Genomic DNA, 25938 nt, shown 5'->3' with positions numbered 1-25938 from the left:
CCAGGGAACAAAACGAGCCTTGCCGCCTTGTAAGGGGGTCGTCTCGGTTTCTAGCGAACCGGGACGCCGTTTTCTTGTCAATGGCATCACCGTGAACAAATTTGCGCACACGTTCGAGAGCGTCGCCCTCAAAGACGCTTTCTCCCCTATTCTGCCCTCTTTTGAGGAGAGCCGCATCTGTCGAGGCCGAGACATCTTTCGAGACGCCTCCGATCGCAGCCGCATCATCATCCTCTCTCCTAGGTGAGGGCCTCATGAACCTGATGTCATCCCTGGATTCGCCGAGCCTGCAGACCGAGACCGACGGCGACGGTCTCTGGTACAAGGACGCGATCATCTACCAGCTGCACGTCAAGGCGTTCGCCGACAGCAACAATGACGGCGTCGGCGACTTCGCCGGCCTCACGGACAAGCTGGATTATCTGCAGGACCTCGGCGTCACCACACTGTGGCTGCTGCCGTTCTACCCCTCGCCCGGCCGCGACGACGGCTACGACATCGCCGACTACGGCAGCATCAATCCCGATTTCGGGACCATGAAGGAGTTCAAGCGCTTCATCCAGGAGGCCAAGCGGCGCGGCCTGCGGGTGATCACCGAGCTCGTGGTCAACCACACCTCCGACCAGCATCACTGGTTCAAGCGCGCCCGGCGCAGCCCGCCCGGCTCCAGCGCCCGCGACTGGTACGTCTGGAGCGACACCGACCAGAAATATCTCGGCACGCGAATCATCTTCACCGATACCGAGAAGTCCAACTGGACCTGGGATCCCGAGGCCGGCCAGTTCTACTGGCACCGCTTCTTCTCGCACCAGCCGGATCTCAACTTCGACAATCCGCGCGTGGTCAACGCGATCGTCCAGGTGATGAAGCGCTGGCTCGATGCCGGCGTCGACGGCTTCCGGCTCGACGCCATTCCCTATCTCTGCGAGCGCGACGGCACCAACAACGAGAACTTGCCGGAGACGCATGCGATCATCAAGCGCCTGCGTGTCGAGCTCGACAATTACGCCAAGGATAAGCTGCTGCTGGCCGAGGCCAACCAGTGGCCCGAGGATGTGCAGGAGTATTTCGGCCAGGGCGACGAGTGCCACATGGCCTATCACTTCCCGCTGATGCCGCGCTTCTACATGGCGATCGCCCAGGAAGACCGCTTCCCGATCACCGACATCCTGCGCCAGACGCCCGATATCCCCTCGACCTGCCAATGGGCGCTGTTCCTGCGCAACCATGACGAGCTGACGCTCGAAATGGTGACCGATGTCGAGCGCGACTATCTGTGGTCGACCTATGCCAACGATCCGCGCGCGCGCATCAATGTCGGCATTCGCCGCCGCCTCGCGCCGCTGATGGACAATGACCGGCGCAAGATCGAGCTGATGAACTCGCTGCTGATGTCGTTTCCGGGCACGCCGATCATCTATTACGGCGACGAGATCGGCATGGGCGACAACATCTATCTCGGCGATCGCAACGGCGTGCGTACGCCGATGCAATGGACGCCCGACCGCAATGGCGGCTTCTCGCGTGCCGACCCCGCACGGCTCTACGCACCGATGATCATGGACCCGGTCTACGGCTACGAGGCGGTCAACGTCGAAGCGCAGTCGCGCAGCCTGTCGTCGCTGCTGAATGCCACCAAGAAGCTGATCTCGGTGCGCAAGTCGACGCTGGCCTTCGGCAGGGGCACCATGAGTTTCATCCGCCCGGCCAACCGGTCGGTGCTGGCCTATGTGCGGCAATACAAGGACGAGGTGATCCTCTGCGTCGCCAACCTGTCGCGCTCGGCACAGGCGACCGAGCTCGATCTTTCGCCGTTCAAGGATCGCGTGCCGATCGAGATGCTCGGCCGGTCGCGCTTTCCCGCGATCGGCGAGCTGCCCTACATGATCACGCTCGCGCCCTACGGCTTCTACTGGTTCCAGCTCAAGGAGCGCGACAAGTCCGAGCCGGTCGTTCAGCGCGCCGTGCCGGAATTCGAGACGCTGGTCGTCCCGCTCGGCTCGACCTGGGTGTCGCTGGCGCGCACCCGCAGCCTGTTCGAGCGCGACGTGCTTCCCGGCCACCTCGCGCGCACGCGCTGGTATCCCGAACGCTCGCCTGAGGCGATCCATCCGACGTTGACCTCCGCGATCCCGTTCTGTGACATCGGCGACAACAGGCCGTGGCTGATCTTCTTCAAGTCGGCCGAGCGCAAGGACGAGCAGCGCTACCTGCTGCCGATGCAGATCGAGTGGGTCCGCTTCGACCGCGAGCGCTATAATCCGCAGGCATTCGCCGCCGTGCGCCAGGGCGCCCGCGAGGGCACCCTGCTGGATGCCGCCACCAATCCCATCTTTCTAGCGCTGCTGCTGCGCAACCTTGCACAGTCACTTGTGGTCGAAGAGAACGGGATACGACTGGAATTCCGTCCGACGTCGCGATTTCCCGACAAGCCGATCCGCGAGTCGGAACAGGTGCGCATCATCGAGACCGACCGTTGCAGCAGCAAGGCTGTCGTCAACAACGAGTTCTTCATCAAGCTCCATCGCGAGCTCGAGGCCGGATCGCATCCGGAGATCGACGTCGGTCGCTTCCTGACCGAGACCGTCGGCTTCGCCAACGTGCCGCCGCTGCTCGGCAGCGTCGAAGTGATCCAGGACGGTGAGCGGCAGACGATCGGCTGCGTCCATGGCTTTGTCGAGAACCAGGGTGACGGCTGGACCGTCACCGCCGCCTATCTCGACCGCTACATCGACGATCAGCGCGTGTTCGCCGCGAGCGGCGACGCGCGCCAGAGCGAGGAGCTGCCGCCCTATCTGCGCTACATGACGCAAGCCGGACGGCGGGCCGGAGAGCTGCATGCGGCCCTGGCCTCACGCAACGACATCGCCGATTTTGCGCCGGAGCCGACCACCGCAGATCATCTCGATCACTGGATCGACCGGCTGCGCGCCCAGGCAAGCCGAGTCCTGACGGGCCTGAGCGAGCGCCGCGATCGCCTCAAGGACCCGGAACGAGGGCTGGCCGATCAGGTGCTCGCGAGGCGTGGTGAGATATCGGAGCGCCTGAGCAGCCTGATTCCGCACCAGATCGGCGGCTGCGACATCCGGCTGCATGGCGACTTCCATCTCGGCCAGATCCTCATCGTCAAGGACGATATCTTCATCATCGATTTCGACGGGGACGAGGAGCAGCCGCTCGCCGAGCGTCGGCGCAAGGCGCCGCCGGCGCGCGACATCGCAGGCTTCCTGCGCTCGATCGATTGCTCGGTCCGCGTCGCCCAGGAGCGCGCTCTGAGGGCGGGCCCGGACGATCACGGCCGTATCGCCGCGGCGCTGTCGGAATGGCGCGACCAGGCCGCGACGGCCTTTTTGGCCGGCTATCGCGAGATCAAGGCCAATCAGCGCCTCTGGCCGGACGATCCGCATACGGCGGAGGCGCTCCTTAACTTTTTCATGCTGGAAAAAGCCCTCGGAGCGCTCGAATATGATCTGGCTCACCGGCCGGACTGGTTGCGCATCGCTTTGAGCAACCTGCTTCGCGTCCTGTCCGAGCCAGCATCAGTCAGCGAGTCCTCATGACCCATCTTTCTCCCGAGGCGTTTGCGATCATCGAGGGCCGGCACGCCGACCCGTTTCGCTATCTCGGTCAGCACAATGTCGACGGGCGCGCTGTCGTGCGCGCCTTCCTGCCCGAGGCGTCCCGCGTCGAAGTGGTCGGCGAGCACGGCGACGTCGCCCCGCTGACGCGCATCCATGATGCCGGCCTGTTCACCGGGACCATGCCATCGCTGCAGCGCTATCGCTTTCGGGCGACATTCGGCGACCACGTCACCGACCTCGAGGACCCCTATCGCTTCCTGCCGATCCTGAGCGACTTCGACCTGCACCTGCTCGGCGAAGGCAACCACGAGCGGCTCTACGACAAGCTCGGCGCGCATCCCATGGTGATCGACGGCGTCGATGGCGTCGGCTTCGTCGTGCTCGCGCCGAACGCGCGCCGCGTCAGCGTGGTCGGCGACTTCAACTTCTGGAATGCGCGGCGCCACCCGATGCGCGTGCGCGGCAACGGCTATTGGGAGCTGTTCATTCCCCGCGCCAGGGCCGGCGACCACTACAAATTCGACATCATCGGTCCGCAGGGCGAGCACCTGCCGCTGAAATCCGACCCGATGGCCTTCGCGGCCGAGATGCGTCCCAAGACCGCGTCGATCGTGGTCGACGAGACCAGCCTGCCGCGACCTCGGCCGGCGCCGCATGACATCAACAAGCTGAACAGGCCCGTCTCGATCTATGAGGTGCATCTCGGCTCCTGGCGGCGCAAGGACAATAACCAGTGGCTGACCTATCGCGAGCTCGCCGAGCAGCTGCCGGCCTATGCACGCGACATGGGCTTCACCCACATCGAATTCCTGCCCGTCAGCGAGCATCCGTTCGACGGCTCCTGGGGCTATCAGCCGACCGGCCTGTTCGCGCCGACCAGCCGCTTCGGCAGTCCTGAGGACTTCTGTGCGCTCGTCGATGCGTGCCACCGCGAGGGCCTCGCGGTATGGCTCGACTGGGTGCCCGGCCATTTCCCGGATGATCCGCACGGCCTCGGCCATTTCGACGGCACCGCGCTCTACGAGCACGCCAACCCGATGCAGGGCCGGCATCTCGACTGGGGCACGCTGATCTACAATTTCGGCCGCACCGAAGTCGCCAATTTCCTGCGCTCGAACGCGTTGTTCTGGCTGGAGCGCTACGGCGTCGACGGCCTGCGCGTCGATGCCGTCGCCTCGATGCTCTATCTCGACTACAGCCGTCCCTCCGGCGGCTGGATTCCGAACAAATATGGCGGGCGCGAGAACCTCGAGGCCATCGAGTTTCTGCGCCGGACCAATATCGAGGTGTTCGGCCATTTCCCGCAGGCGACTACGGCTGCCGAGGAATCCACGGCGTGGCCGCAGGTGTCCCGCCCGGTCGACATGGGCGGGCTCGGTTTCGGCTACAAGTGGAACATGGGCTGGATGCACGACACCTTGCGCTACATCAGCAAGGACCCGATCCACCGCAAATATCACCACGGCGAGATCCTGTTCGGCCTGCACTACGCCTTTTCGGAAAACTTCATCCTGCCGCTGTCGCATGACGAGGTGGTGCACGGCAAGCGCTCCATCCTCGGCCGGATGCCCGGCGACGACTGGCAGCGTTTTGCCAACCTGCGCGCGTATTACAGCTTCATGTTCGGGCATCCCGGCAAGAAGCTGCTGTTCATGGGCTGCGAGATCGCCCAGGAGCGCGAGTGGAATCACGATACCTCGCTCGACTGGCACCTGCTCGGCGACGCCAAATATGCCGGCATCCAGGCCCTGATCCGCGACCTCAACCACCTCTACCGCAACGTGCCGGCGCTGCACGAGCGGGACTGCGAGCCGGACGGCTTCGAGTGGCTGATCACCGACGACTCCGACCGCAACGTCTTCGCCTGGGTGCGCAAGGGCTACGATGAGCACGCGCGCTGCGTCGTGGTCGTGAACTTTTCGCCCAACGTGTATTACAATTATCGGGTCCGCGTGCCGTTCGGCGGCAGATGGAGGGAAGCTTTCAATTCCGACTCCCTGCATTATGGCGGCAGCAATGTCGGCAATGTCGGCCAGGTCCATGCCTCTGAAGAACACCAGTTCAACCTCATCCTCCCGCCCATGGCAGCGGTATTTCTCCTCCCGGAAGCCTGACGCAATGCGCCTAGCCGCTGGGAGCCACGCCCGCCTCGGAGCAACCTGGGACGGACGGGGGACCAACTTTGCGTTGTTCTCCGCCAATGCCGAGAAGGTCGAGCTCTGCCTGTTCGACAGCCAGGGCCGGCGCGAGATCGAGCGGATCGAATTGCCGGAGCGGACGGAGGATGTCTGGCACGGCTATCTCAACGACGTCTCGCCAGGGCAGCTCTATGGCTACCGCGTCTACGGCCCGTACGAGCCGGAGCGCGGCCACCGCTTCAATGCCAACAAGCTGCTGCTCGACCCCTACGCCAAGCGGCTCGCCGGCCGGCTGGTCTGGAGCGATGCCCATTTCGCCTACCGCGCCGGCTCGCCGCGCGAGGATCTCTCGTTCGACCGGCGCGACAACGCGCGCGGCATGCCCAAGGCGGTCGTCATCGACGAGACCTTCAACTGGGGCCGGCGCGAGATGCGGCCGCAGATCCCGTGGGAGGACACGATCATCTACGAGGCCCACGTCAAGGGCCTGACCAACAAGCGCGATGACGTGCCGCCCAACCTGCGCGGCACGTATGGCGGTCTGTCGTCGCCGGCGATGATCAAGCATCTGAAGCGGCTCGGCGTCACCACGATCGAGCTCTTGCCGATCCACGCCTTCATCGACGACCGCGTGCTGGTCGAGAAGAAGCTGGTCAACTACTGGGGCTACAACACCATCTCGTTCTTCGCGCCGGAGCTGCGCTACGCGCAGGACAATCCGCTCGATGCCTTCCGGACGACGGTGGCGCGGCTGCATGATGCCGGCATCGAGGTCATGCTCGACGTCGTCTACAATCACACCGCCGAGGGCAACCATCTCGGCCCGACGCTGTGCTACCGCGGCATCGACAACGCATCCTACTACTGGCTGCAGCCGGACAATCCGCGCTTCTACGACGACTTCACCGGCTGCGGCTCGTCGGTGAACCTGACCCATCCGCGCGTGCTGCAGATGGTGATGGACTCGCTGCGCTATTGGGTCGAAGTCTGCCACGTCGACGGCTTCCGCTTCGATCTCGCCACCACGCTCGCGCGCGAGAAGCACGGCTTCGACCGGCGCAGCGGCTTCCTGACCGCGATCCGCCAGGACCCGGTGCTGGCGAGCGTCAAACTGGTCGCAGAGCCATGGGACGTCGGTCTCGGCGGCTATCAGGTCGGCGCATTCCCCTCGCAATGGTCCGAATGGAACGACCGCTATCGTAGCGCCATGCGTCGCTACTGGAGCGGCGAAGGCAGCCTGATCGGCGAGGTGTCGAGCCGCATGACCGGCTCTTCCGACATCTTCAACCATGACGGCCGCACCCAGCGCGCCAGCGTCAATCACGTCACCGTCCATGACGGGTTCACGCTGGCCGATCTCTTCAGCTACAACAGCAAGCACAATGAGGCGAACGGCGAGGACAATCGCGACGGCTCCAACGACAACCTCAGCAACAATTTCGGTCATGAGGGGCCGACCAACGACGTGGCGATCACAGCGCTGCGGCGGCAGTCGCGCAAGAACCAGCTCGCCTGTCTGTTGCTCGCGCAGGGCCTGCCGCTGCTGCTCGCAGGCGACGAGGTCGGCAACTCGCAACATGGCAACAACAACGCCTATTGCCAGGACAACGAGGTCGGCTGGGTGGACTGGAGCGGCATGGGCCGCGAGGGCGATGATCTCATCGACTTCATCGCGCACATGACCGAGCTGCGCCGCCGCTTCGGCCAGATTCGCGCGCGCCGCTGGCTCGACGGCCGCCGGTCGGACGGAAGCTTCGGCGTGCTGTGGCTGACGCCTTCGGCGGAGGAGATGACGCAAACCGACTGGACCTTTCCTGACGGACGATTTCTCGCCTATGTGCTCGCTCCGGTGGAACAGGAGCAGGCTCCGATCCTTATCGTTCTGAACGCGGCTCCCGAAGAGATCGGATTCAAATTGCCCAAGCTCGCCGAATACAAGACGTGGCAACAGGTCCTGAACACCACCGAAGCCCAGCAGACGCCGATCGACTTCGCGTCGGGCACGGACCTCAAGGCCCCGCCCCGCTCCGTGCTGGCGTATGCGGGCCAGTCATGAACGGCCGTCAATTCGGACCTCGGCTCACGCAGGACGGCACGACGTTCCGGCTGTGGGCGCCCGCCGCCAAGCGCGTCGATCTGATCCTCGACGTCAAGCATGAGATGCAGCGCGGGGATGGTGGTTGGTATTCGCTCGACGTCGCCGGGGTCGGCGCCGGCACGCGGTACAAGTTTCGTATTGATGATGAGCTCGACGTTCCAGATCCCGGCTCGGATTTCCAGCCAGAGGATGTCTCCGGCCCGAGCGAAATCATCGACCACCGCGCCTACACCTGGCGCTCCGAAAAATGGCGCGGCCGTCCATGGCAGGACGCCGTGTTCCTCGAAAGCCATGTCGGCACCTTCACGACGGAAGGCACCTACCGCGCGATGATCGACAAGCTCGATCATCTCGTCGAAACCGGCATCACCGCGCTCGAGCTGATGCCGCTGGCGGACTTCGCCGGCTCCCGCAACTGGGGCTATGACGGCGTCCTGCTCTACGCGCCGGACAGCGTCTATGGGCGTCCCGATGATCTGCGCGCACTGATCGACGAGGCGCATCTGCGCGGGCTGATGGTCTTCCTCGACGTCGTCTACAACCATTTCGGCCCCGAAGGAAACTACATCGGCCTGTATGCACCGACCTTCTTCACGGACGCTCACACGCCGTGGGGCAGTGCGATCGACTTCCGGCACCCCGAAGTGCGCGCCTTCGCGATTCAGAACGCGCTGCATTGGCTGACGGACTATCGCTTCGACGGGCTGCGTTTCGATGCCGTCAACCACATCCTCGCCAACGAGCGTGAGATCCCGATGCTGCATGATCTCAGCGCCGCCGTCGGCAGGCTCGTCGAGCAGACAGGGCGTCACATCCATCTCGTGCTCGAGAACGGTGATAACCGGGCCAGCATGCTCGACGCGGCAGAAGATCCGCCGCGGGGCAAGTTTCGCGCGCAATGGAACGATGATTATCACCACGTCTGGCATGTGATGCTGACCGGCGAGACCGGCGGCTACTACGGCGACTACCAACAATCGCCGCGGCGCGGGCTTGCTCGCGCGCTCGCCTCGGGCTTTGTCTATCAAGGCGAGCAGGCCGCCTTTTGGGGTGGCATGGCCCGGGGTGAACCAAGCGGTCATCTGGCCCCCGCGGCGTTCGTCAACTTCCTGCAGAACCACGACCAGATCGGCAACCGCGTGTTCGGCGACCGGCTGGAATCGCTGGCGCCGCCGGAAGGGATCGCAGCTGCGCTGGCCGTCACCTTGCTCGCACCGACCGTGCCGATGCTGTACATGGGCGAGGAATGGGGCTCGAAGCAGCCCTTCCCGTTCTTCTGCGATTTCCAGGGCGATCTCGCGCACGCCGTGCGCAAGGGGCGCCGCAAGGAATATGAGTGGGCATACGCCAAGTATGGCGACGAGGTCCCGGACCCGCTGGACATCGAGACGTTCAGATCCGCGATCATCGATTGGGACGCCCGCAACGCATCGCCGGGACGCGAGCGATTGACGCTGGTGCGCGGGCTCCTCGCCGTGCGCCACAGGGAGGTGGCACCGCGGCTGCCGGGCGCATCCTTCGGCAAGGCCGACGTGACGGAGGATGGCTGCCTGACTGCGCACTGGACGATGGGCGACGGCGCGACGCTGCGGTTGCTCGCCAACGTTTCGGACAACGAGGTGCCCGCGCCGCGCAGCGGCTCGGAGGGCACGCCGATCTGGGGCGGCACGCCGGGCGATCGCCTGCCACCCTGGTCGGTGTTCTGGAGCATCGGAGGATAATCATGCCTCCTGCCATTCCGCTCGCGACCTACCGCCTGCAGCTCACCGCCGACTTCAATTTCGAAGCAGCGGCGCGCGTCGTGCCGTATCTGAAGGCGCTCGGCATCAGCCATGTCTACGCCTCGCCGTTCATGACGGCGCGCAAGGGCTCGACGCATGGCTACGACATCACGGATCACACCAAGCTCAATCCTGAGCTCGGCGGTCAGGACGGCTTCGCCAAGCTGAGCGCCGCGCTGAAGTCGCACGATCTCGGGCTCATCCTCGATTTCGTTCCGAACCATGTCGGCGTCCATTTCGACGACAATCCATGGTGGCTCGATGTGCTCGAATGGGGCCAGGCGTCGCCGCATGCAGCCTCGTTCGACATCGACTGGGACCAATTGCCGTATCGCGCCCGGGGCGGCGTGCTGCTGCCGATCATCGGGACGTCCTACGGCCATGCGCTCGAACATGGTGAGATCGAGCTGCGCTACGACCCGGACGAAGGCTCGTTCTCCTGCTGGTACTTCGAGCATCGCCTGCCGATCGCGCCGGAGCGCTATGGCGAGGTGCTGCGCATCATCGTAAAGGAGGCCGGTGAGGAGAGCAGCGAGGCCGGCAAGGCGATCCTCGACCTGGCGTCGCGCTATCGCGGCCTGCGCCATCCGAACCGCAAGGAAGCCCCGGCGTTCAAGGCCGCACTCAAGGCCATTCCCGGGGCTGGCGACATTATCGCGCGAGGCCTCTCGGCGTATCAGGCCGGCGAGGGCCGACCGACGCAGACGCTGGCCCTACACCATCTGCTTGAACGGCAGAACTACAAACTCGGGCATTGGCGGCTTGCGTCCAGCGACATCAACTACCGCCGCTTCTTCGACGTCAACACGCTGGCCGGCCTGCGCGTCGAGGATGCTGGCACGTTCGAAGCGATCCACCGGCTGGTCAAGAAGCTGATCGCGGATGGCCAGCTGCAGGGTCTGCGGCTCGACCATATCGACGGCCTGCGCGATCCCGCACAATATTTCCAGCGGCTGCGGCGGCTGATCCGCGACGCTCGGGGGCCCGCGGCCGGGCCATTCTACGTCGTCATCGAGAAGATTCTCTGCGAGCACGAGAAGCTGCCGAGCTTTGCCGGCGTGAACGGCACCACCGGCTACGAGTGGATGAACGTCATCACCCAGCTGCTCATCGACGGCAACGGCCTGGAGCCCTTGGACGAGATCTGGCGCCAGATCAGCAACAAGCCGCCGAAGCTCGCGCCCGTCATCAAGGAGGCCAAGCGGCGCGTGCTGGAAACGCTGCTGACCAGCGAGTTCACCGTGCTGACACGCCTCCTGGCGCGCATCGCCAACGGCCACTACTCGACGCGCGACTATTCGGAAGACAGCCTGCGCCAGGCGCTCGAACTGTATGTTCTTCACTTCCCGGTCTATCGCACCTATCTCACCGCGGCCGGGGCGACCGAGGCCGATCGCAAGCTGATCGATCACGCCATAGCCGGCGCCCGCGCCGAATGGTTCGCCTCCGACGGCTCGATCTTCGACTTCCTGCGCGATACGCTCACCATGGATCTGATCAAGCGCGACCGCAGCACCAGCCACAGCGTCCCACGTGTGCGCCGCTTCGCGCTGAAGGTGCAGCAGTTCACCGGCCCGATGATGGCGAAGTCGCTGGAGGATACCGGCTTCTATCGCTTCCACCGGCTGCTCGCGCTCAACGAGGTCGGCGGCGATCCGGCGGCGCATGCTCTGACGATCGCCGACTTCCACAAGCTGATGCACGATCGCGCCAGGCATTGGCCGCACGGCATGACCGCCACCGCTACCCACGACACCAAGCGCGGCGAGGATGCCCGCACGCGGCTGGCCGCCATCACCGAGTTGCCCAACGATTGGACGTCCGCGATGGCGCGCTGGAAGACCTTGAACGCGCCGCACGTCATCACCGATGGCAAGATGCGCGCGCCCTCGGCGGCGTTCGAATACATGCTGTACCAGACGCTCGTTGGCATCTGGCCCGCAACTGGCGCCGACCCGAGCCTTGCGGAGCGGTTGCAGGCCTATGCGCTGAAGGCGGCGCGGGAGGGCAAGGACGAGACCAGCTGGCTCAATCCGAACGAGGCCTATGAGAACGGCCTGCGCAGCTTCATCGACCGCATCCTGGATCGCGACCGCTCGCCCGAGTTCCTGCAGTCGTTGGAGACGCTTTCCAGGCGGACCGCTTTGCTCGGCGCGCTGAACTCGCTGACACAGCTCACGCTGAAGGCGACGATGCCCGGCGTGCCGGATATCTATCAGGGCACCGAGTTCTGGGACCTCTCGATGGTCGATCCCGACAATCGCCGACCGGTGGACTTCGCCGCGCGCGAACGGGCGCTGCGCGAGTGCGAGCGTCCCGATTGGGCCCGCTTGGCGGACCACTGGCCGGATGGCCGCATCAAGCTCGCCTGGACACGGCGGCTGCTCCGGCTGCGCAACGAGATGCCCGCGGTCTTCACCGACGGTTCCCATGAGCCGCTCGAGGTGAGCGGACGTCATGCCGATCACATCATTGCCTTCGCACGGCGGCATGGGCGGGACGCCGTCGTCGTCGTCACTGCGCGCAACTTTGCGCCCTTCACCGACGGTGGCCGGGTGTGGCCCCACCCGGATGGTTTCGAAGCCGAGGTTCATGCCCGCGGCTACACATCTGCGGACATACAGGACGGCATCCTTGCGGTGTCCTCCGTCTTCATACATTTGCCTGCAGCAGTGATCCCAGCGCGGACCGATGCGGCAACCCACCCGGCTGGTCGACGTCAGACAGCATCGACGCCGGGCTGATCAGCTCTTTTTCGTCAACAGCAGCTGGCCGCGGCTGCGGATCGCGGACTGCGCCGCCTCGGCAAAGCGCTGCAACAGCCAGGGCAGCACGACCTCGACACGCACGTGATCGTCGGCGACGTCGACATGGCCCGACGCCGCTTGACCCAGAGCGCGAACGCGAAAGATCATCTTGTCGCCCTCCCAGCGCTCTTCGTCGACCTTCAGGACCGGAACGCTGGTCGCGGCGCGGCTGAGACCGGCCTGGAGCCGGCGCACGGCCTCGTCCTTGCCGAGGCGATGCGGAATGGAAACGACAAGCGGTCTTGACATCGCGATCTCCTGACTAACAACTGCCTTCAGGTAGTCATTGCTGGTTACGACCGCAAAGACACGCTCCGAATTTTACCTGTTTCCCGCACGGAACTTTCGAAGTTCCGACCAGTTTCCTCGGCGAAGGCAGAGCACGTTGTCGCCCCGCTGCCGGGCACTGGAGGAAGCACATGTCCATCGGAACTATCATCCTGATCATTCTCATCATCGCCCTGCTCGGCGGCTTTTCCGGCATCGGCGGCGGTCCGTTCTACGGCACCGGCTACTATGGCGGCGGCGGTCTCGGCCTGATCATCGTCATCGTGCTGATCCTCGTCCTGCTCGGACGTATCTGATCCTTCTGAGGCGATCGGCTCGGGCAGACACCACGTCTGCCCGAGCGACTACGACGTCTCTGCGAGCTTCTTGATGGCCGCCTTGATCGAGCCCGCGGCATCTTCATAACCATCCCACGCCCTGGTCTTGGCCAGCAGCGCCGGTACGGTGCGGATGGTGTAGCGCTTGGGTTCGAGCCCGTTCTTCACCTGCGTCCAGGTCAGCGGCATGGACACGGTGGCGCCTTCGCGGGCGCGCGGCGACAGCACGGCGACCGCCGTCGACATCCGGTCGTTGCGCAGATAGTCGAGGAAGATCTTCCCCCCGCGCAGCTTCTTCGACATGTTGAGCAGGTATTGCTCCGGGCTGTCGTTCGCCATCCATTTGCACACACCCTGCGCAAACGCCTTCGCTTCGGGCCAGCTCACTCCGTCGCGCGCGCCGTGCAGCAACGGCGTCACCACGTGCAGACCCTTGCCGCCCGTGGTCTTGCAGAAGCTCTCGAGACCGAGGCTCTTCAGGCGCTGGCGCATCTCCTTGGCGGCCGCGATCACCTCCTCGAAGGCGACGTTCGGCGCCGGATCGAGATCGAACACCAGCCGGCCCGGAACGTCATAGGCGTCGGGTGCGCAATTCCATGGATGCAGCTCGACGGCGGCGACCTGGGCGACCGCGATCAATCCCTCGACGCGGTCGATCTGCAGATACGGTTTGCGGTCGCCCGAGACCTTGACCAGCTCGAGCAGGTCCGACATGCCCTGCATGCCGTGCCGCTGGAAGAATTTTTCGCCACCGATGCCATCAGGCGCACGTACGATCGAGCACGGCCGTCCCCTCAGATGATCGATCATCCAGTCGCCGACGGCTTCCAGATAGTTGGCGAGATCGAGCTTGGTGACGGGCTCGCCGTCGCCGGCGTCCGGCCACAGCGCCTTGTCGGGCTTGGAGATCGCAACGCCCATCACGGTCGCCGCGCCCTTCGTGCGTGACGGCGTCTTGTGCAGCGTGGTGCCGACGGTCGCGGCCGTGGCCGCCGCGCGCGCCACAGGTTTCGCCACCTTGGCCGCAGCCACGGGCTTTTCGGCAACGACCTCGCGGGCCGGCTTGTCCTGGCGCAGTCCCTTGAACGAGGCCTGCCTGACGTTGTTGTCCGCGGTCCAGCCCGCAAACTCGATCTCGGCGACCAGCTCCGGCTTCAGCCAATGCACCTCACGCGTCTTGCGCGGCGCGTTCTTGCCGCCGAACGGGCTCTCGTCGGAGGCCGCCGCCTTCAGCGCCGGCATGATCTCCTTCACCGTGTCCTGGCCGAAGCCGGTGCCGACGATCCCGACATAAGCGAGATGATCGTCCTTGTTGACGCCGACCATCAACGAGCGGAATTTGCCGTTGGTGGTCTTCCAGCCACCGATGACGACCTCGTGGCCGGGCCTGGTCTTGGCTTTGGTCCAGCTCTCCGTCCGTCCCGAATGATAGGCCGAGTCCAGCTTCTTGGAGACGATGCCCTCCAATGACAGCTTGCGCGCCGACTCCAGCACGGCCTCGCCGTCGCTCTCGAAGTGCTCGACATAGCGGATGCGCGGCGCCTTGCCCTTGATGTGCGCCTTCAGCAGCTTCGCCAGCCGCGCCTTGCGCTCGCGCAAAGGCTGGCGGCGCAGGTCGAACTCCTCCGCGAACATCAGGTCGAAGGCAAAGAAGATCAGCTCGTCGGTTTCGCGCGCCGAGATCGCCGCCTGCAGCGCCGAGAAATTCGGATTGCCGTCCTTGTCGAGCGCGACGATCTCGCCGTCGATGATCGCGTCCGGCAATTCAGCCGCTTCCTCGGCGATGGCACCGAACTTTGCCGTCCAGTCCAGGCCCTTGCGCGTCTTCAAAGTCGCCTTCCCGTCCTCCACCCTGATCTGCACGCGGTAGCCGTCGAACTTGATCTCATGCGCCCAGCCCTCACCGCTCGGCGGCTGGGCGACCGAAGTACAGAGCTCGGGCGGCACGAAGTCCGGCAGCGACGACACGGTTCGCGGTGCGACCGTCTTCGGAGCAGCGGCCGCTTTCGCGGCCTTGGACTTCGGCGTCTTCTTGGGAGACGCCTTCTCTGGAGAGGCACTGCCGTCGCCGCGGTTGGAGTGCCACACCGCGTCGGCATTCATGCGCTGCGTCTTGGCGAGCATGAACGGCTTCGGCGCTTTGCCCTTGCCGGCCGCGATCTGCTCCATCGTGCGGCCCGAGGCGACCGACTTGTCCGCCTCCAGGATGTCGTTGGCCTCGCCTTCCCGGGCGAACTCGTCGCGGTGCTTGATCAGCAGCCAATTGGTGCGCTTGCCGCCCGTGCGATCATGACGCATCCGTACCAGCACCCAGCTGCCATGCAGCTTCTCGCCTTCAAGGGTGAACTTGAGGTCGCCCTTCTTGAAGCCGCGCTCCGGGTGCTCGCTGTCCCAATGGCCGCGATCCCACAGCATGACGGTGCCGCCGCCATACTCGCCTTCCGGGATCGTACCTTCGAAATCGCCATAGTCGAGCGGGTGGTCCTCGACCTCGACCGCGAGCCGCTTGTCGTGCGGATCGAGCGACGGCCCCTTGGTCACGGCCCACGACTTGAACACGCCGCCGAACTCCAGCCTGAGATCGTAGTGCAGCCGCGTCGCGTCGTGCTTCTGGATGACGAAGCGCGGCCGCGCCGCACGCGCGACCTTGGCGTCGCCGGACGGCTCTGCCGTCTTGTCGAAATCGCGCTTCTTGCGATAGGTGGAAAGCTTCCTGAGCGCCACGGTGATCCCTCGTGTTGAGTGGTAGCGTAGCAAAGCCGGCAGGGTCGTGGAACCGGCTCCGCCGCTGGCGCCGGCGCGGCTCGCATCCACCTGATAACACCGGGCAAAGTTCCGCGTTCCCGCGGCTGAGGAAAGCCCGGGTGTTGCGATGGTCCACCCTCTGCCGATGAGAGGGCGCAGGGAAGGCCGGGAGCTCGCCGCCCCCATGGCCCGCCTGCGAAAGAAATGCAGGCGGCAGGTACCACAGGTGCAGCCGAGTCATCCCGGCCCTCCCTGCGCGACGGTTTTAACAGCTGCTTCGCGTTCTCCCCGGTGCGCCGGGCTTGTTGGCCACCGTCATCCGCGCGATGCACAAAGCATCCTCGCAAACTTGACCTCAGCGTCGGGAGGCCAGGACCGCGCGACTTGACCGTGCGTGCCAGATCGTTCGTCGGCGCAACGTCAATCACGCTGCAACCCGACACGCCCATCGCATTCCGCTGCCGACGTCCGTGACGACCGCGATACGTCCCCTCCGACGCAACGGAATGGGTCGGACCATAATGCTGATTTTACGAAGTCGTCAAGCGAATTATTTTTTCCCGAAGCGACCCTCGCCGGGGCCCATGGAACCCACACCGATGCTTGCCCGTTGCAGCCTCGTCCGGATTGTCCAAGGAGACCACGATGGCCCCCCGCGCCTACTGGAAAGGCTCGCTCAAACTCTCGCTCGTCAGTTGCCCCGTCGTCCTCTATCCGGCGTCGACCTCGGTCGAGAAGACGCGCTTCCATCTGATCAACCGCGAGACCGGCAACCGGCTCAAGCAGCAGATGGTCGACTCTGAGACCGGCGACATCGTCGAAGGCGAGCAGAAGGGCCGCGGCTACGAACTCTCCAAGGGGCAGTATGTCGAGATCGAGCCGGAGGAGCTGGAGGCGGTCCAGATCGAGAGTAACCATACGATCGATATCGACAGCTTCGTGCCGCGCGAGGAGATCGACCAGCGCTATCTCAACCATCCCTATTACATCGCTCCCGACGGCAAGGCGGCGGTCGACGCCTTCGCGGTCATTCGCGACGCGATGAAGGAGCAGGATCGCGTCGCGCTGGCGCGGATCGTGCTGACCAACCGCGAGCACGTCATCGCCATCGAGCCGATGGGCAAGGGCATGCTCGGCACCACACTGCGCTTTCCCTACGAGCTGCGCGACGAGACCGAGTTCTTCGACGACATCAAGTCGCCGAAGATTACCAAGGACATGGTGGAGCTCGCCGGCCACATCCTGCAGACCAAGGCCGCGCACTTCAAGCCGTCGGAGTTCAAGGACCAGTACGAGACGGCGCTGAAGGCGCTGGTCAAGCGCAAGGCCTCGGGCAAGCCGATTAAGCTGCCGGAGCCGGCGGAGCGGCCCGACAACGTCGTCAGCCTGATGGACGCGCTGAAACAGAGCCTGGGCAAGGGCGGAAAAAAGACAGCGCGTGCGGCGTCACGGCGGACGAGCGCGCATCGACGCCCCGCGAAGAAGGCGCATCGGTCGGCGGCGCGGCAGAGGAAGGCGGGGTGAAGGCCAGCAGCTGCCTGCGTGGCGCAAGCGGCCTCCACACCACCGCCCCGTCGTCCCGGCGAACGCCGGGACCCATACTCTGCGGCGGGTATTGTAAGACAAGACTCGTCCAACATCCCGCGCAATAACATCTCCCTGGGGTTATGGGTCCCGGCGTTCGCCGGGACGACAGCGGAGAATTTTGCGACGGCTGCGGGTCATGGCGTGCGCGATGATCGTAGCCCGAATGATCGCCTCGTCAGCTCTTCTTCTTCGACTTCTTCTTCGTCGTTTTCTTGGTAGTCTTCTTCGTGCTTTTCTTGCTCGCCTTCTTGGCGGACTTCTTCGCCGATGACTTGGCGCTCTTCTTCGGCGGCACCTTCTTGCCTTCGCGGCGCGCCTCCGACAGACCGATCGCGATCGCCTGCTTGCGGCTCTTGACCTTGCGGCCCGAGCCGCCGCTCTTCAACGTTCCTGCCTTGCGCTTCTTCATCGCGCGCTCGACGTCCTTGGACGCGCCCTTGGAATATTTGCGTGTTTTGCGTGCCATCAACATGGTCTCCCTGTGATATCACAGAAATCACGAGGGTGAGCGATGGTTCCGCTTTGAGGGACTGGCTCACATGAAGAAGCGCTAATCCGGCGCACGCAAGCGATAGCCGATGCCGGTCTCGGTCAACACGAATTGCGGGCGCTCGGGATCGGCCTCGATCTTCTGCCTGAGCTGGCGCACATAGACGCGCAGATATTGCGCGTCGGTCAATTCGTCCCACAGCTCCTTGAGCAGGAAGCGATGCGTCAGCACCTTGCCGGCGTGCTGCACGAGCACGCGCAGCAGATCGTACTCCTTCGGCGACAGCTTGACCTCGCGCTCGCCGACCTTGACGATGCGGCGGACGAGATCGACCGAGAGGTCGCCGGTGCGAAACACCGGCCGCTCTCCCTGCACCTGCAGCTGGTGCCGCAGCGCCGCGCGCAGGCGCGCCAGCAATTCATCCATGCCGAACGGCTTGGTGATGTAGTCGTCGGCGCCGAGATCGAGCGCCTGGACCTTGCCCGCCTCGTCGCCGCGGCTGGACAGCACCACGACCGGCACGGCCTCGTTGCGGCCACGGATGGTTCGCAGCAGCTCGAGTCCGTCGATGTCGGGGAGGCCAAGGTCGAGAATGATCAGCGCCGGCTCCTGGCTCAGCAGCTCCAGCGCGTTCCTGCCGTTGGAGGCCTCGAGAATCTCGTAGCCCTGCGTGGTCAGGCCCATCCGCAGCAGCTTGCGGATCGGCGGCTCGTCGTCGATCACGAGCACCTTGATCGGAGCGCCGGTCATGCGGCCGTATCCAGCGGTCTGGCCTGCGCCGGCACCGGCAGGCGGATGGTGAGGACCGCACCGCGCCGATCGGTACGGTTGCCGGCGAAGATGCGGCCATGCATCGCCTCGATGAAGCCACGCGAGATCGCAAGCCCAAGTCCGGTGCCGGGCCGCACCTGGTCGCCCTTCTGCACGCGATAGAACTTGTCGAACACGTGCTCGACCTCCGCGGCGGGAATGCCGTCGCCTTCGTCACGGATCTCGAGCACGATCCAGTTGCTGTCGCGGGCCGCACGGATCGCAATCGAGGTCCCGGGAGGCGCATATTTGGCGGCGTTGTCGAGCAGATTGAACAGCACCTGCTCGAACAGCACCGCGTCGACCTCGACCATCGGCAGATCGGGCGCCAGTACCAGCGAGACATGATGACCGGCGAGGATCTTGCCGGCACGCCGCAGCGCGCTGCCGACGATCTCGCCGACGTCATGGAGGGCGGCGTTCGGCACGATCGCGCCGGATTCCAGCTTGGTCATGTCCAGGAGGTTGGCGATGAATCGATTCAGCCGTTCGGATTCGTCGATCACGGTGGCGAGCAGGTCGAGCTTCTCCTTGTCGGACAGCCTGGCCGCGAGATCGCGCATCGTCGAGGCCGCGCCGAGCACCGAGGCGAGCGGCGTCTTCAGATCGTGCGAGATCGAGGTGAGCAGCGCCGAACGCAGCCGGTCCTGCTCCATGGTGCGCTTGACCTTGTCCATGTCCTCGACCAGCAGAACGCGCTCGATCGCCAGGGCGCCCTGGTCGACCAGGGCGTCGAGCAGCCGGCGCTGGTCGGGGGTCAGCAGCGGCCCGGTGCGGTCGTCGTCGATGCCGATGACGCCGATCAGGCCGCGGCCGGTGCGCATCGGCAGGAACAGCCGCTTGGCTCCCGGCAGCGTGTCGGAGCCGCGGCCGGCGGCGCGGTCGTTGCTCCAGGCCCAGCTCGCGGCGGCGAGGTCGGCGTCGTCGAGCTGATCCTCCGGCGGGTAGCCGGTCATGACCGTGAGCTTGCCGTCCTGCGGCAACAGCAGCACGACCCGCACCTTCAGCATCAGCGCCGCCTGATAGGCCGTGGCCCACAGCACGTCATCGAGGGTCGCGGTGCCCGCAAGCTTGCGGCTGAAGGCATAGAGCTGCTCGGTGGTCCGGACGCGGTGGGTGGCGGCGTCAGCCTGAACGCGAACGCGCGCGGCGACGTTGGACACCAGGATCGCGATCAGCATGAAGAAGAAGAACGCGCCGATGTTGGTCGGATCGGTGATCGTGAACGTATACAGCGGCGGGAGGAAGAAGAAGTTGTAGCAGAGCGAGGCGGCGAGGCTCGCCAGCAGCGACGGTCCCAGGCCGTAGCGTGCGGCGACGCCGACCACCGCCGTGAGGAACACGAGATCGACGTTCTCGATGCCGAAGACGGGCTGGATCAGCTCGGCGAGGCCAAGGCCGACAGCCGTGATCAGCAGCGCCATCACATAGGGCTTCGGCTGCAGCGGCTCGCTGCGCGGCCGCGTCTGCACCGAGCTGCCCGCGGTGTCGGGCGCCTCCTCGCCGGCGATGACGTGGATGCTGATGTTGCCGGCGCGCCTGACCAGGTCATGCACCACCGAGCCCCTGATGATCTCGAATAGGCGCGAGCGGCTCGACTTGCCGATGATGATCTGGGTGACGTTGTTGGCCTGCGCGAAGCCGATGAGGTCATCGGCGATACGCCGGCCGACGCCCGGAATCGTCAGCGCCTCGCCGCCGAGGGTCTCGGCCAACCGCAGCGTATCGGCGAGCCGGTCGCGCTGCCTGTCACTGAGCTGCAGATTGCGCCGGGTCTCGATGGTCACGGCGGTCCACGGCGCATGGACACGGTCGGCGAGCCGCTTGGTGTAGCGCACCAGCCCTGTCGCCCGCGGATCCTCCGACACGCAGACGAGGATCCGCTCGCCGGCCGCCCAGGGCCCCGCAATGGCGTTGGCCTGCATGTGAGTGAGCAGTTGCTCGTCGACGCGCTCGGCCGTCCGACGCAGCGCAAGTTCGCGCAGCGCGGTCAGGTTGCCGGGCGAGAAATAATGCTCCAGCGCGCGCTCCGCCTGCTTGGGCACATAGACCTTGCCCTCCTTCAGTCGCTGGATCAGGTCGTCGGGCGTAAGGTCGATCAGCTCGATGGCGTCGGCGCGGTCGAGGATCGAATCCGGCACGGTCTCGCGCACGCGCACATGGGTGATCTGGGCGACGACGTCGTTGAGGCTCTCGATGTGCTGGACGTTGACCGCCGTGTAGACATCGATGCCGTGCGACAGCAGCTCCTCGACGTCGAGATAGCGCTTGGGGTGGCGGCTGCCGACAGCATTGGTGTGCGCGAGCTCGTCGACGATGGCGAGCTTCGGGCGGCGCGCAATCACGGCATCCAGATCCATCTCCTCGACGATCTGGTCCTTGTAGGAAATACGTTTGCGCGGGACGACCTCCAGGCCGCGGACCAGCGCCTCGGTCTCGGCGCGGCCATGCGTCTCGACGAAGCCGATGACGACATCGACGCCGGCCTTCAGCTTGGCATGCGCGCTCGACAGCATTTCATAGGTCTTGCCGACGCCGGGGGCGGCGCCGACGAAGATCTTGAGCTTGCCGGCAGGACTGTCCTCCCGCCGGGCCGCTTCGAGCAGGGCTTCCGGCGAGGGACGTTGGTCAGGATCGCGGCGTTGACTGGCCATGCGGCATTATAGACGGAGGAACTTCGGCGCCAAGGCCGGGACCTCTAAGGCCTCACTACGGCTTGGCAGCGTCGAGCGCCAGATTGAGCGCAAGCACGTTAACGCGGGGTTCGCCGAGCAGTCCGAGCAGACGGCCCTTAGTCTGCTGGGCGATCAGGCCCTGAACGCTGGCCTCCGGCAAGCCGCGCGCCTTGGCCACCCGCGGCACCTGGAACAGCGCCGCCTCCGGCGAGATGTCCGGATCGAGCCCGCTCGCCGAGGTCGTCACCAGATCGACCGGCACGGCCTGCCCAGGATTCTCCGCCTTCAGCCTGTCAACATCCTCCTTGACGCGGTCGGCCAGCGCCTTGCTGGTCGGGCCGAGATTGGAGCCGGAGGAGTTGGCGGCGTTATAGGGCGCCGGCACCGTCTTGGTCGCATCGTTCGGATCGGCGGCCGAGGTCGCCGACGGACGGCCGTGGAAATATTTGTCGTCCTTGAATTCCTGCCCGATCAGCGCCGAGCCGATCACCTGGCCGTTGCGCGTGATCAGACTGCCTTCGGCCTGCGCCGGGAAGATGGTGCCGGCGACGACGGTCATGGCGAGCGGATACAGCAGCCCGGTGATCAAGGTCAGCGCGAGCAGGACCAGGATGGCGGGACGGATTTCTTTGAGCATGGGAGATCTCCTGTGTCGCGGCGTCATTGCGAGGAGCGAAGCGACGAAGCAATCCAGGGCTGTGTACGAGACTCTGGATTGCGTCGCTTCGCTCGCAATCACGCCAGTGGTGGTTCAAGCCAGGTGCAAGGCGGTCACGATCAGGTCGATTGCCTTGATGCCGATGAAGGGGATGATGATGCCGCCCAGGCCATAGATCATCAGGTTGCGGCCGAGCAGCGCGCCGGCGCCGATGGCGCGGTAGGCGACGCCCTTCAGCGCCAGCGGGATCAGCGCGATGATGACGAGCGCGTTGAAGATGATCGCCGACAGGATCGCGCTCTGCGGGCTCGCGAGGTTCATGACGTTCAGCACGTTCAGCTGCGGGTAGAACGCCAGGAACATCGCCGGGATGATCGCGAAATATTTGGCGACGTCGTTGGCGATCGAGAACGTCGTCAGCGCGCCGCGCGTCATCAAGAGCTGCTTGCCGATCTCCACCACCTCGATCAGCTTGGTCGGGTTGGAATCGAGATCGACCATGTTGCCGGCCTCGCGCGCGGCCTGCGTGCCGGTGTTCATGGCGACGCCGACATCGGCTTGCGCCAGCGCCGGCGCGTCGTTGGTGCCGTCGCCGCACATGGCGACCAGCTTGCCCTTGGCCTGCTCGTCTCGGATCAGCTTGAGCTTGTCCTCGGGGGTCGCCTGCGCCAGGAAATCGTCGACGCCGGCTTCGGCGGCGATCGCCGCCGCGGTCATCGGGTTGTCGCCGGTGATCATGATGGTGCGGATGCCCATCCGGCGCAGCTCGGCGAAACGTTCGCGGATGCCGCCCTTGACGATATCCTTGAGCTGGATGACGCCGAGCAGGCGCCCGTCCCTGGCGACCGCGAGCGGCGTGCCGCCGGATTTGGCGATGTCGTCGGAGATTGCACGGATCTCGCGGACAAGCTCGCTCTCGACCGGCTGGACCGCGCGCGCCGTGTTGCCGGAGACGGGCTGGGTCGGGCCGCCGCCGCCGATGGAGTTGAGGATGGCGTCGACCGCGCCCTTGCGCACCGAGGAACCGCCGGCATCGACGCCGCTCATGCGGGTCTGCGCCGTGAACGGCACGAAGGTGGCGCCGAGCTCGGCCATGTCGCGGCCGCGGATGCCATACTTCTCCTTTGCCAGCACCACGATGGAACGTCCCTCGGGCGTCTCGTCGGCGAGCGAGGCGAGCTGCGCCGCGTCAGCCAGCTCCTGCTCGCTGACGCCCCGAACGGGACGGAACGCAGTCGCCTGGCGATTGCCAAGCGTGATGGTGCCGGTCTTGTCGAGCAGCAGCGTATCGACGTCGCCGGCGGCCTCGACCGCGCGGCCGGACATCGCCAGCACGTTGAAGCGCACCAGGCGGTCCATGCCGGCGATGCCGATCGCCGACAGCAGCGCGCCGATCGTGGTCGGGATCAAGGTCACGAACAGCGCCACCAGCACCACCACCGAAATCGAGCCGCCGGCATAGGCCGCGTAGCTCGGGATCGTCACCGTCGCGAACACGAAGATGATGGTGAGGCCGGCGAGCAGGATGTTGAGCGCGATCTCGTTCGGCGTCTTCTGTCGCTCGGCTCCCTCGACCAGCTTGATCATGCGGTCGATGAAGGTCGAGCCCTGGGCCGCGGTGATCCTGACGCGGATCCAGTCCGACAGCACCTGCGTGCCGCCGGTCACCGCCGAGCGGTCGCCGCCGGATTCGCGGATGACGGGGGCCGACTCGCCGGTGATCGCAGCCTCGTTGACCGAGGCGACGCCCTCGATCACCTCGCCATCGGAAGGGATCGTGTCGCCGGCCTCGACCAGCACGAGGTCGCCGACCTTCAGGCTGGTTCCGGGCACGAGCTTGTAGGTGTGGTCGGCCGGGTTCGTGCCCGTCAGCAGCTTGGCCTGGCTCTCGGTGCGCGTCTTACGCAGCGAATCCGCCTGCGCCTTGCCGCGGCCTTCGGCGACGGCTTCGGCGAAATTGGCGAACAGCACGGTGAACCACAGCCAGAGAATGATCTGGAAGGTGAAGCCGAGATTCGCGCCGCCGGTCGCGACGTCGCGCAGGAAGATTACCGTGGTGAGCGCCGCGACGACCTCGACCACGAACATCACGGGGTTCCTGATCATCAGCCGCGGGTCGAGCTTGACCACCGCGGCCTTGATGGCCGGCAGCACGATCTTCGGGTCGAGCATCGTCGACATCGACGAGCGCTTCTGCAGTTTGATGGTGTCCATGGAGGTCGCTCCGAAATCAGAACACGGTGCCGGCGGTCATCGCGAGATGCTCGACGATCGGACCGAGGGCGAGAGCCGGGAAGAAGGTGAGGCCGCCGATGATCAGGATGACGACGACGACGAGGCCGACGAACAGGCCGCCGGTGGTCGGGAACGTGCCGGCCGAGGGCGGGATCGACTTCTTCTGCGCGAGCGAGCCGGCGATCGCCATCGCCGGGATGATCATGAAGAAGCGGCCGACGAACATCGAAGAGGCGAGCGTCAGATTGTAGAAGAAGGTGTTGCCGGTCAGGCCTGCGAACGCCGAGCCGTTGTTGCCGGTGGCCGAGGTGTAGGCATAGAGCACCTCGGTGAAGCCGTGCGGGCCGGCATTGGCCATCGACGCCACGGCGGAGGGCAGCACCACGGCGACCGCGGTCCAACCCAGGATCATCAGCGGCAGGATCAGGATCGCCAGCATCGCCATCTTGACCTCGCGGGCCTCGATCTTCTTGCCGACGTATTCCGGCGTGCGACCGACCATCAGGCCCGCGACGAAGATCGCGAGCACGACGAACAGCAGCATGCCGTACATGCCTGCGCCGACACCGCCGACGATGATTTCGCCAAGCTCGATGTTCACCAGCGGGATCATGCCGCCAAGCGCGGTGAAGCTGTCATGCATGGCATTGACCGCGCCGCAGGAGGCGGCCGTCGTGATCACCGCGAACAGTGACGACGCGACGATGCCGAAGCGGACCTCCTTGCCTTCCATGTTGCCGCCGGTCAGTCCCAGCGCGTTCAGCGTGGTCGTACCGTTGGCCTCGGCCCAGTAGGTGATGGCGACGCCGGCGATGAACAGCGCGCCCATCACGGCGAGGAGCGCCCAGCCCTGGCGCTGGTTGCCGACCATGCGGCCGAATACGTTGGTCAGGGCGGCGCCGAGCGCGAAGATCGAGAGCATCTGGATGAAGTTCGACAGCGCGGTCGGGTTCTCGAACGGATGCGCGGCGTTGGCATTGAAGAAGCCGCCGCCATTGGTGCCGAGCATCTTGATCGCGACCTGCGAGGCCACCGGGCCGACCGCGATGGTCTGCTTCGCCCCTTCCAGCGTGGTCGCCTCGACATAGGGCCCGAGCGTCTGCGGCATGCCCTGGGACACCAGGAACAGCGTGTAGATGATACAGAGCGGCAGCAGCACGTAGAGGGTACAGCGCGTGACGTCCACCCAGAAATTGCCGACGGTCCGCGCCGAGGCCCGTGAAAAGCCGCGGATCAGCGCGATCGCGAGCACGATGCCCGTCGCGGCCGACAGGAAGTTCTGGTGCGTGAGCCCGAGCATCTGGACGAGATAAGAGAGCGTGCTCTCGCCACCGTAGTTCTGCCAGTTGGTGTTGGTCAGGAAGCTGATCGCGGTGTTGAAGGAGAGATCCTCGGCAACCGCGGACTGTCCGGCGGGATTGAACGGCAGCACGGCCTGCAGCCGCATCACGCTGTAGATGATCAGGAAGCCGCCGACATGGAACAGCAGCATTGCGACCGTGTAGGTCAGCCAATGCTGCTCGCGGCGCTCGTCGACGCCGCCGATCCAGTAGATCGCGGCCTCCACCGGCCGCAGCACCGGCGACAGCAAGGTGCGCTCGCCATTGAAGACGCGCGTCATGTACCAGCCGAGCGGCTTGGCGAGCGCGACGATGACGGCGCAGTAGAGCAGGATCTGGATCCAGCCGATCACGGTCATGGGGATGTTGTCCTTGAAGGTGCGACGGT

At 65.3% G+C, this 25938-nt stretch carries 15 protein-coding genes; 7 read left to right on the top strand and 8 right to left on the bottom strand.

Annotated elements, in window-relative coordinates:
- Positions 1–254 precede the first annotated feature (254 nt).
- From treS to treY, 5 genes are read left to right on the top strand one after another with little or no spacing between them, the layout of a single operon-like run.
- Entirely contained in the window at positions 255–3560 is a 3306-nt protein-coding gene (treS, locus tag ACQR10_RS20005; RefSeq protein ID WP_316217663.1) for a maltose alpha-D-glucosyltransferase, read from the top strand.
- Positions 3557–5695 carry a 1,4-alpha-glucan branching protein GlgB gene (glgB, locus tag ACQR10_RS20000; RefSeq protein WP_316217664.1) on the top strand — a complete coding sequence of 713 codons (2139 nt, stop codon included), beginning with the start codon at positions 3557–3559 and terminating at the stop codon, positions 5693–5695. The genes treS and glgB overlap by 4 nt, the downstream gene beginning before the upstream one ends.
- Before the next feature lie 4 nt (positions 5696–5699).
- The gene (gene glgX / locus ACQR10_RS19995; protein WP_316217665.1) at positions 5700–7775 is read left to right on the top strand and encodes a glycogen debranching protein GlgX; all 2076 of its coding nucleotides are present in this window, start codon (positions 5700–5702) and stop codon (positions 7773–7775) included.
- On the top strand, positions 7772–9538 hold the full coding sequence (treZ, locus tag ACQR10_RS19990) for a malto-oligosyltrehalose trehalohydrolase (RefSeq protein ID WP_434863834.1): 1767 nt from the start codon (positions 7772–7774) through the stop codon (positions 9536–9538). Before glgX ends, treZ begins: the two co-directional genes overlap by 4 nt.
- Positions 9539–9540: 2 nt before the next feature.
- Entirely contained in the window at positions 9541–12342 is a 2802-nt protein-coding gene (treY, locus tag ACQR10_RS19985; protein ID WP_316217667.1) for a malto-oligosyltrehalose synthase, read from the top strand.
- On the opposite strand, the gene ACQR10_RS19980 is transcribed toward treY, so the two are convergent.
- Positions 12343–12654, bottom strand: coding sequence for a polyhydroxyalkanoic acid system family protein (locus ACQR10_RS19980; protein WP_315717996.1), 312 nt, complete (start codon positions 12652–12654; stop codon positions 12343–12345). It lies immediately after the preceding gene.
- A 170-nt stretch (positions 12655–12824) separates the two neighbouring features.
- Here ACQR10_RS19980 and ACQR10_RS19975 point away from each other — a divergent pair, with 170 nt between their 5' ends.
- Positions 12825–12989 carry a DUF3309 family protein gene (locus ACQR10_RS19975; protein WP_006614022.1) on the top strand — a complete coding sequence of 55 codons (165 nt, stop codon included), beginning with the start codon at positions 12825–12827 and terminating at the stop codon, positions 12987–12989.
- A gap of 48 nt (positions 12990–13037) precedes the next feature.
- On the opposite strand, the gene ligD is transcribed toward ACQR10_RS19975, so the two are convergent.
- The gene (gene ligD / locus ACQR10_RS19970) at positions 13038–15734 is read right to left on the bottom strand and encodes a DNA ligase D (RefSeq protein WP_316217669.1); all 2697 of its coding nucleotides are present in this window, start codon (positions 15732–15734) and stop codon (positions 13038–13040) included.
- A 666-nt stretch (positions 15735–16400) separates the two neighbouring features.
- Here ligD and ACQR10_RS19965 point away from each other — a divergent pair.
- On the top strand, positions 16401–17279 hold the full coding sequence (locus ACQR10_RS19965; protein WP_316217670.1) for a Ku protein: 879 nt from the start codon (positions 16401–16403) through the stop codon (positions 17277–17279).
- 238 nt (positions 17280–17517) lie between these two features.
- Here ACQR10_RS19965 and ACQR10_RS19960 read toward each other — a convergent pair whose 3' ends face one another.
- The 6 genes from ACQR10_RS19960 to kdpA form a co-directional block, all read right to left on the bottom strand.
- Positions 17518–17808, bottom strand: coding sequence for a DUF6496 domain-containing protein (locus tag ACQR10_RS19960; RefSeq protein ID WP_315805422.1), 291 nt, complete (start codon positions 17806–17808; stop codon positions 17518–17520).
- 84 nt (positions 17809–17892) lie between these two features.
- Positions 17893–18582, bottom strand: coding sequence for a response regulator transcription factor (locus tag ACQR10_RS19955; RefSeq protein WP_316177718.1), 690 nt, complete (start codon positions 18580–18582; stop codon positions 17893–17895).
- Positions 18579–21296, bottom strand: coding sequence for a sensor histidine kinase KdpD (locus ACQR10_RS19950; protein WP_316217671.1), 2718 nt, complete (start codon positions 21294–21296; stop codon positions 18579–18581). The genes ACQR10_RS19955 and ACQR10_RS19950 overlap by 4 nt, the downstream gene beginning before the upstream one ends.
- Positions 21297–21351: 55 nt before the next feature.
- Positions 21352–21954, bottom strand: coding sequence for a K(+)-transporting ATPase subunit C (locus ACQR10_RS19945; RefSeq protein WP_315805419.1), 603 nt, complete (start codon positions 21952–21954; stop codon positions 21352–21354).
- A 114-nt stretch (positions 21955–22068) separates the two neighbouring features.
- Positions 22069–24189: a potassium-transporting ATPase subunit KdpB gene (kdpB, locus tag ACQR10_RS19940; protein WP_316217672.1), complete on the bottom strand. Its 2121-nt coding sequence runs from the start codon at positions 24187–24189 to the stop codon at positions 22069–22071.
- A 16-nt stretch (positions 24190–24205) separates the two neighbouring features.
- Positions 24206–25909, bottom strand: a complete 1704-nt coding sequence (gene kdpA, locus ACQR10_RS19935) for a potassium-transporting ATPase subunit KdpA (protein ID WP_316217673.1) — start codon at positions 25907–25909, stop codon at positions 24206–24208.
- Between the last annotated feature and the right edge of the window lie 29 nt (positions 25910–25938).

Source organism: Bradyrhizobium sp. HKCCYLRH2060 (assembly GCF_051168135.1).
Lineage (GTDB): Bacteria > Pseudomonadota > Alphaproteobacteria > Rhizobiales > Xanthobacteraceae > Bradyrhizobium.
Note: the sequence above shows the minus strand (reverse complement) of the source record. Positions and strands in the feature narration are given on the sequence as shown.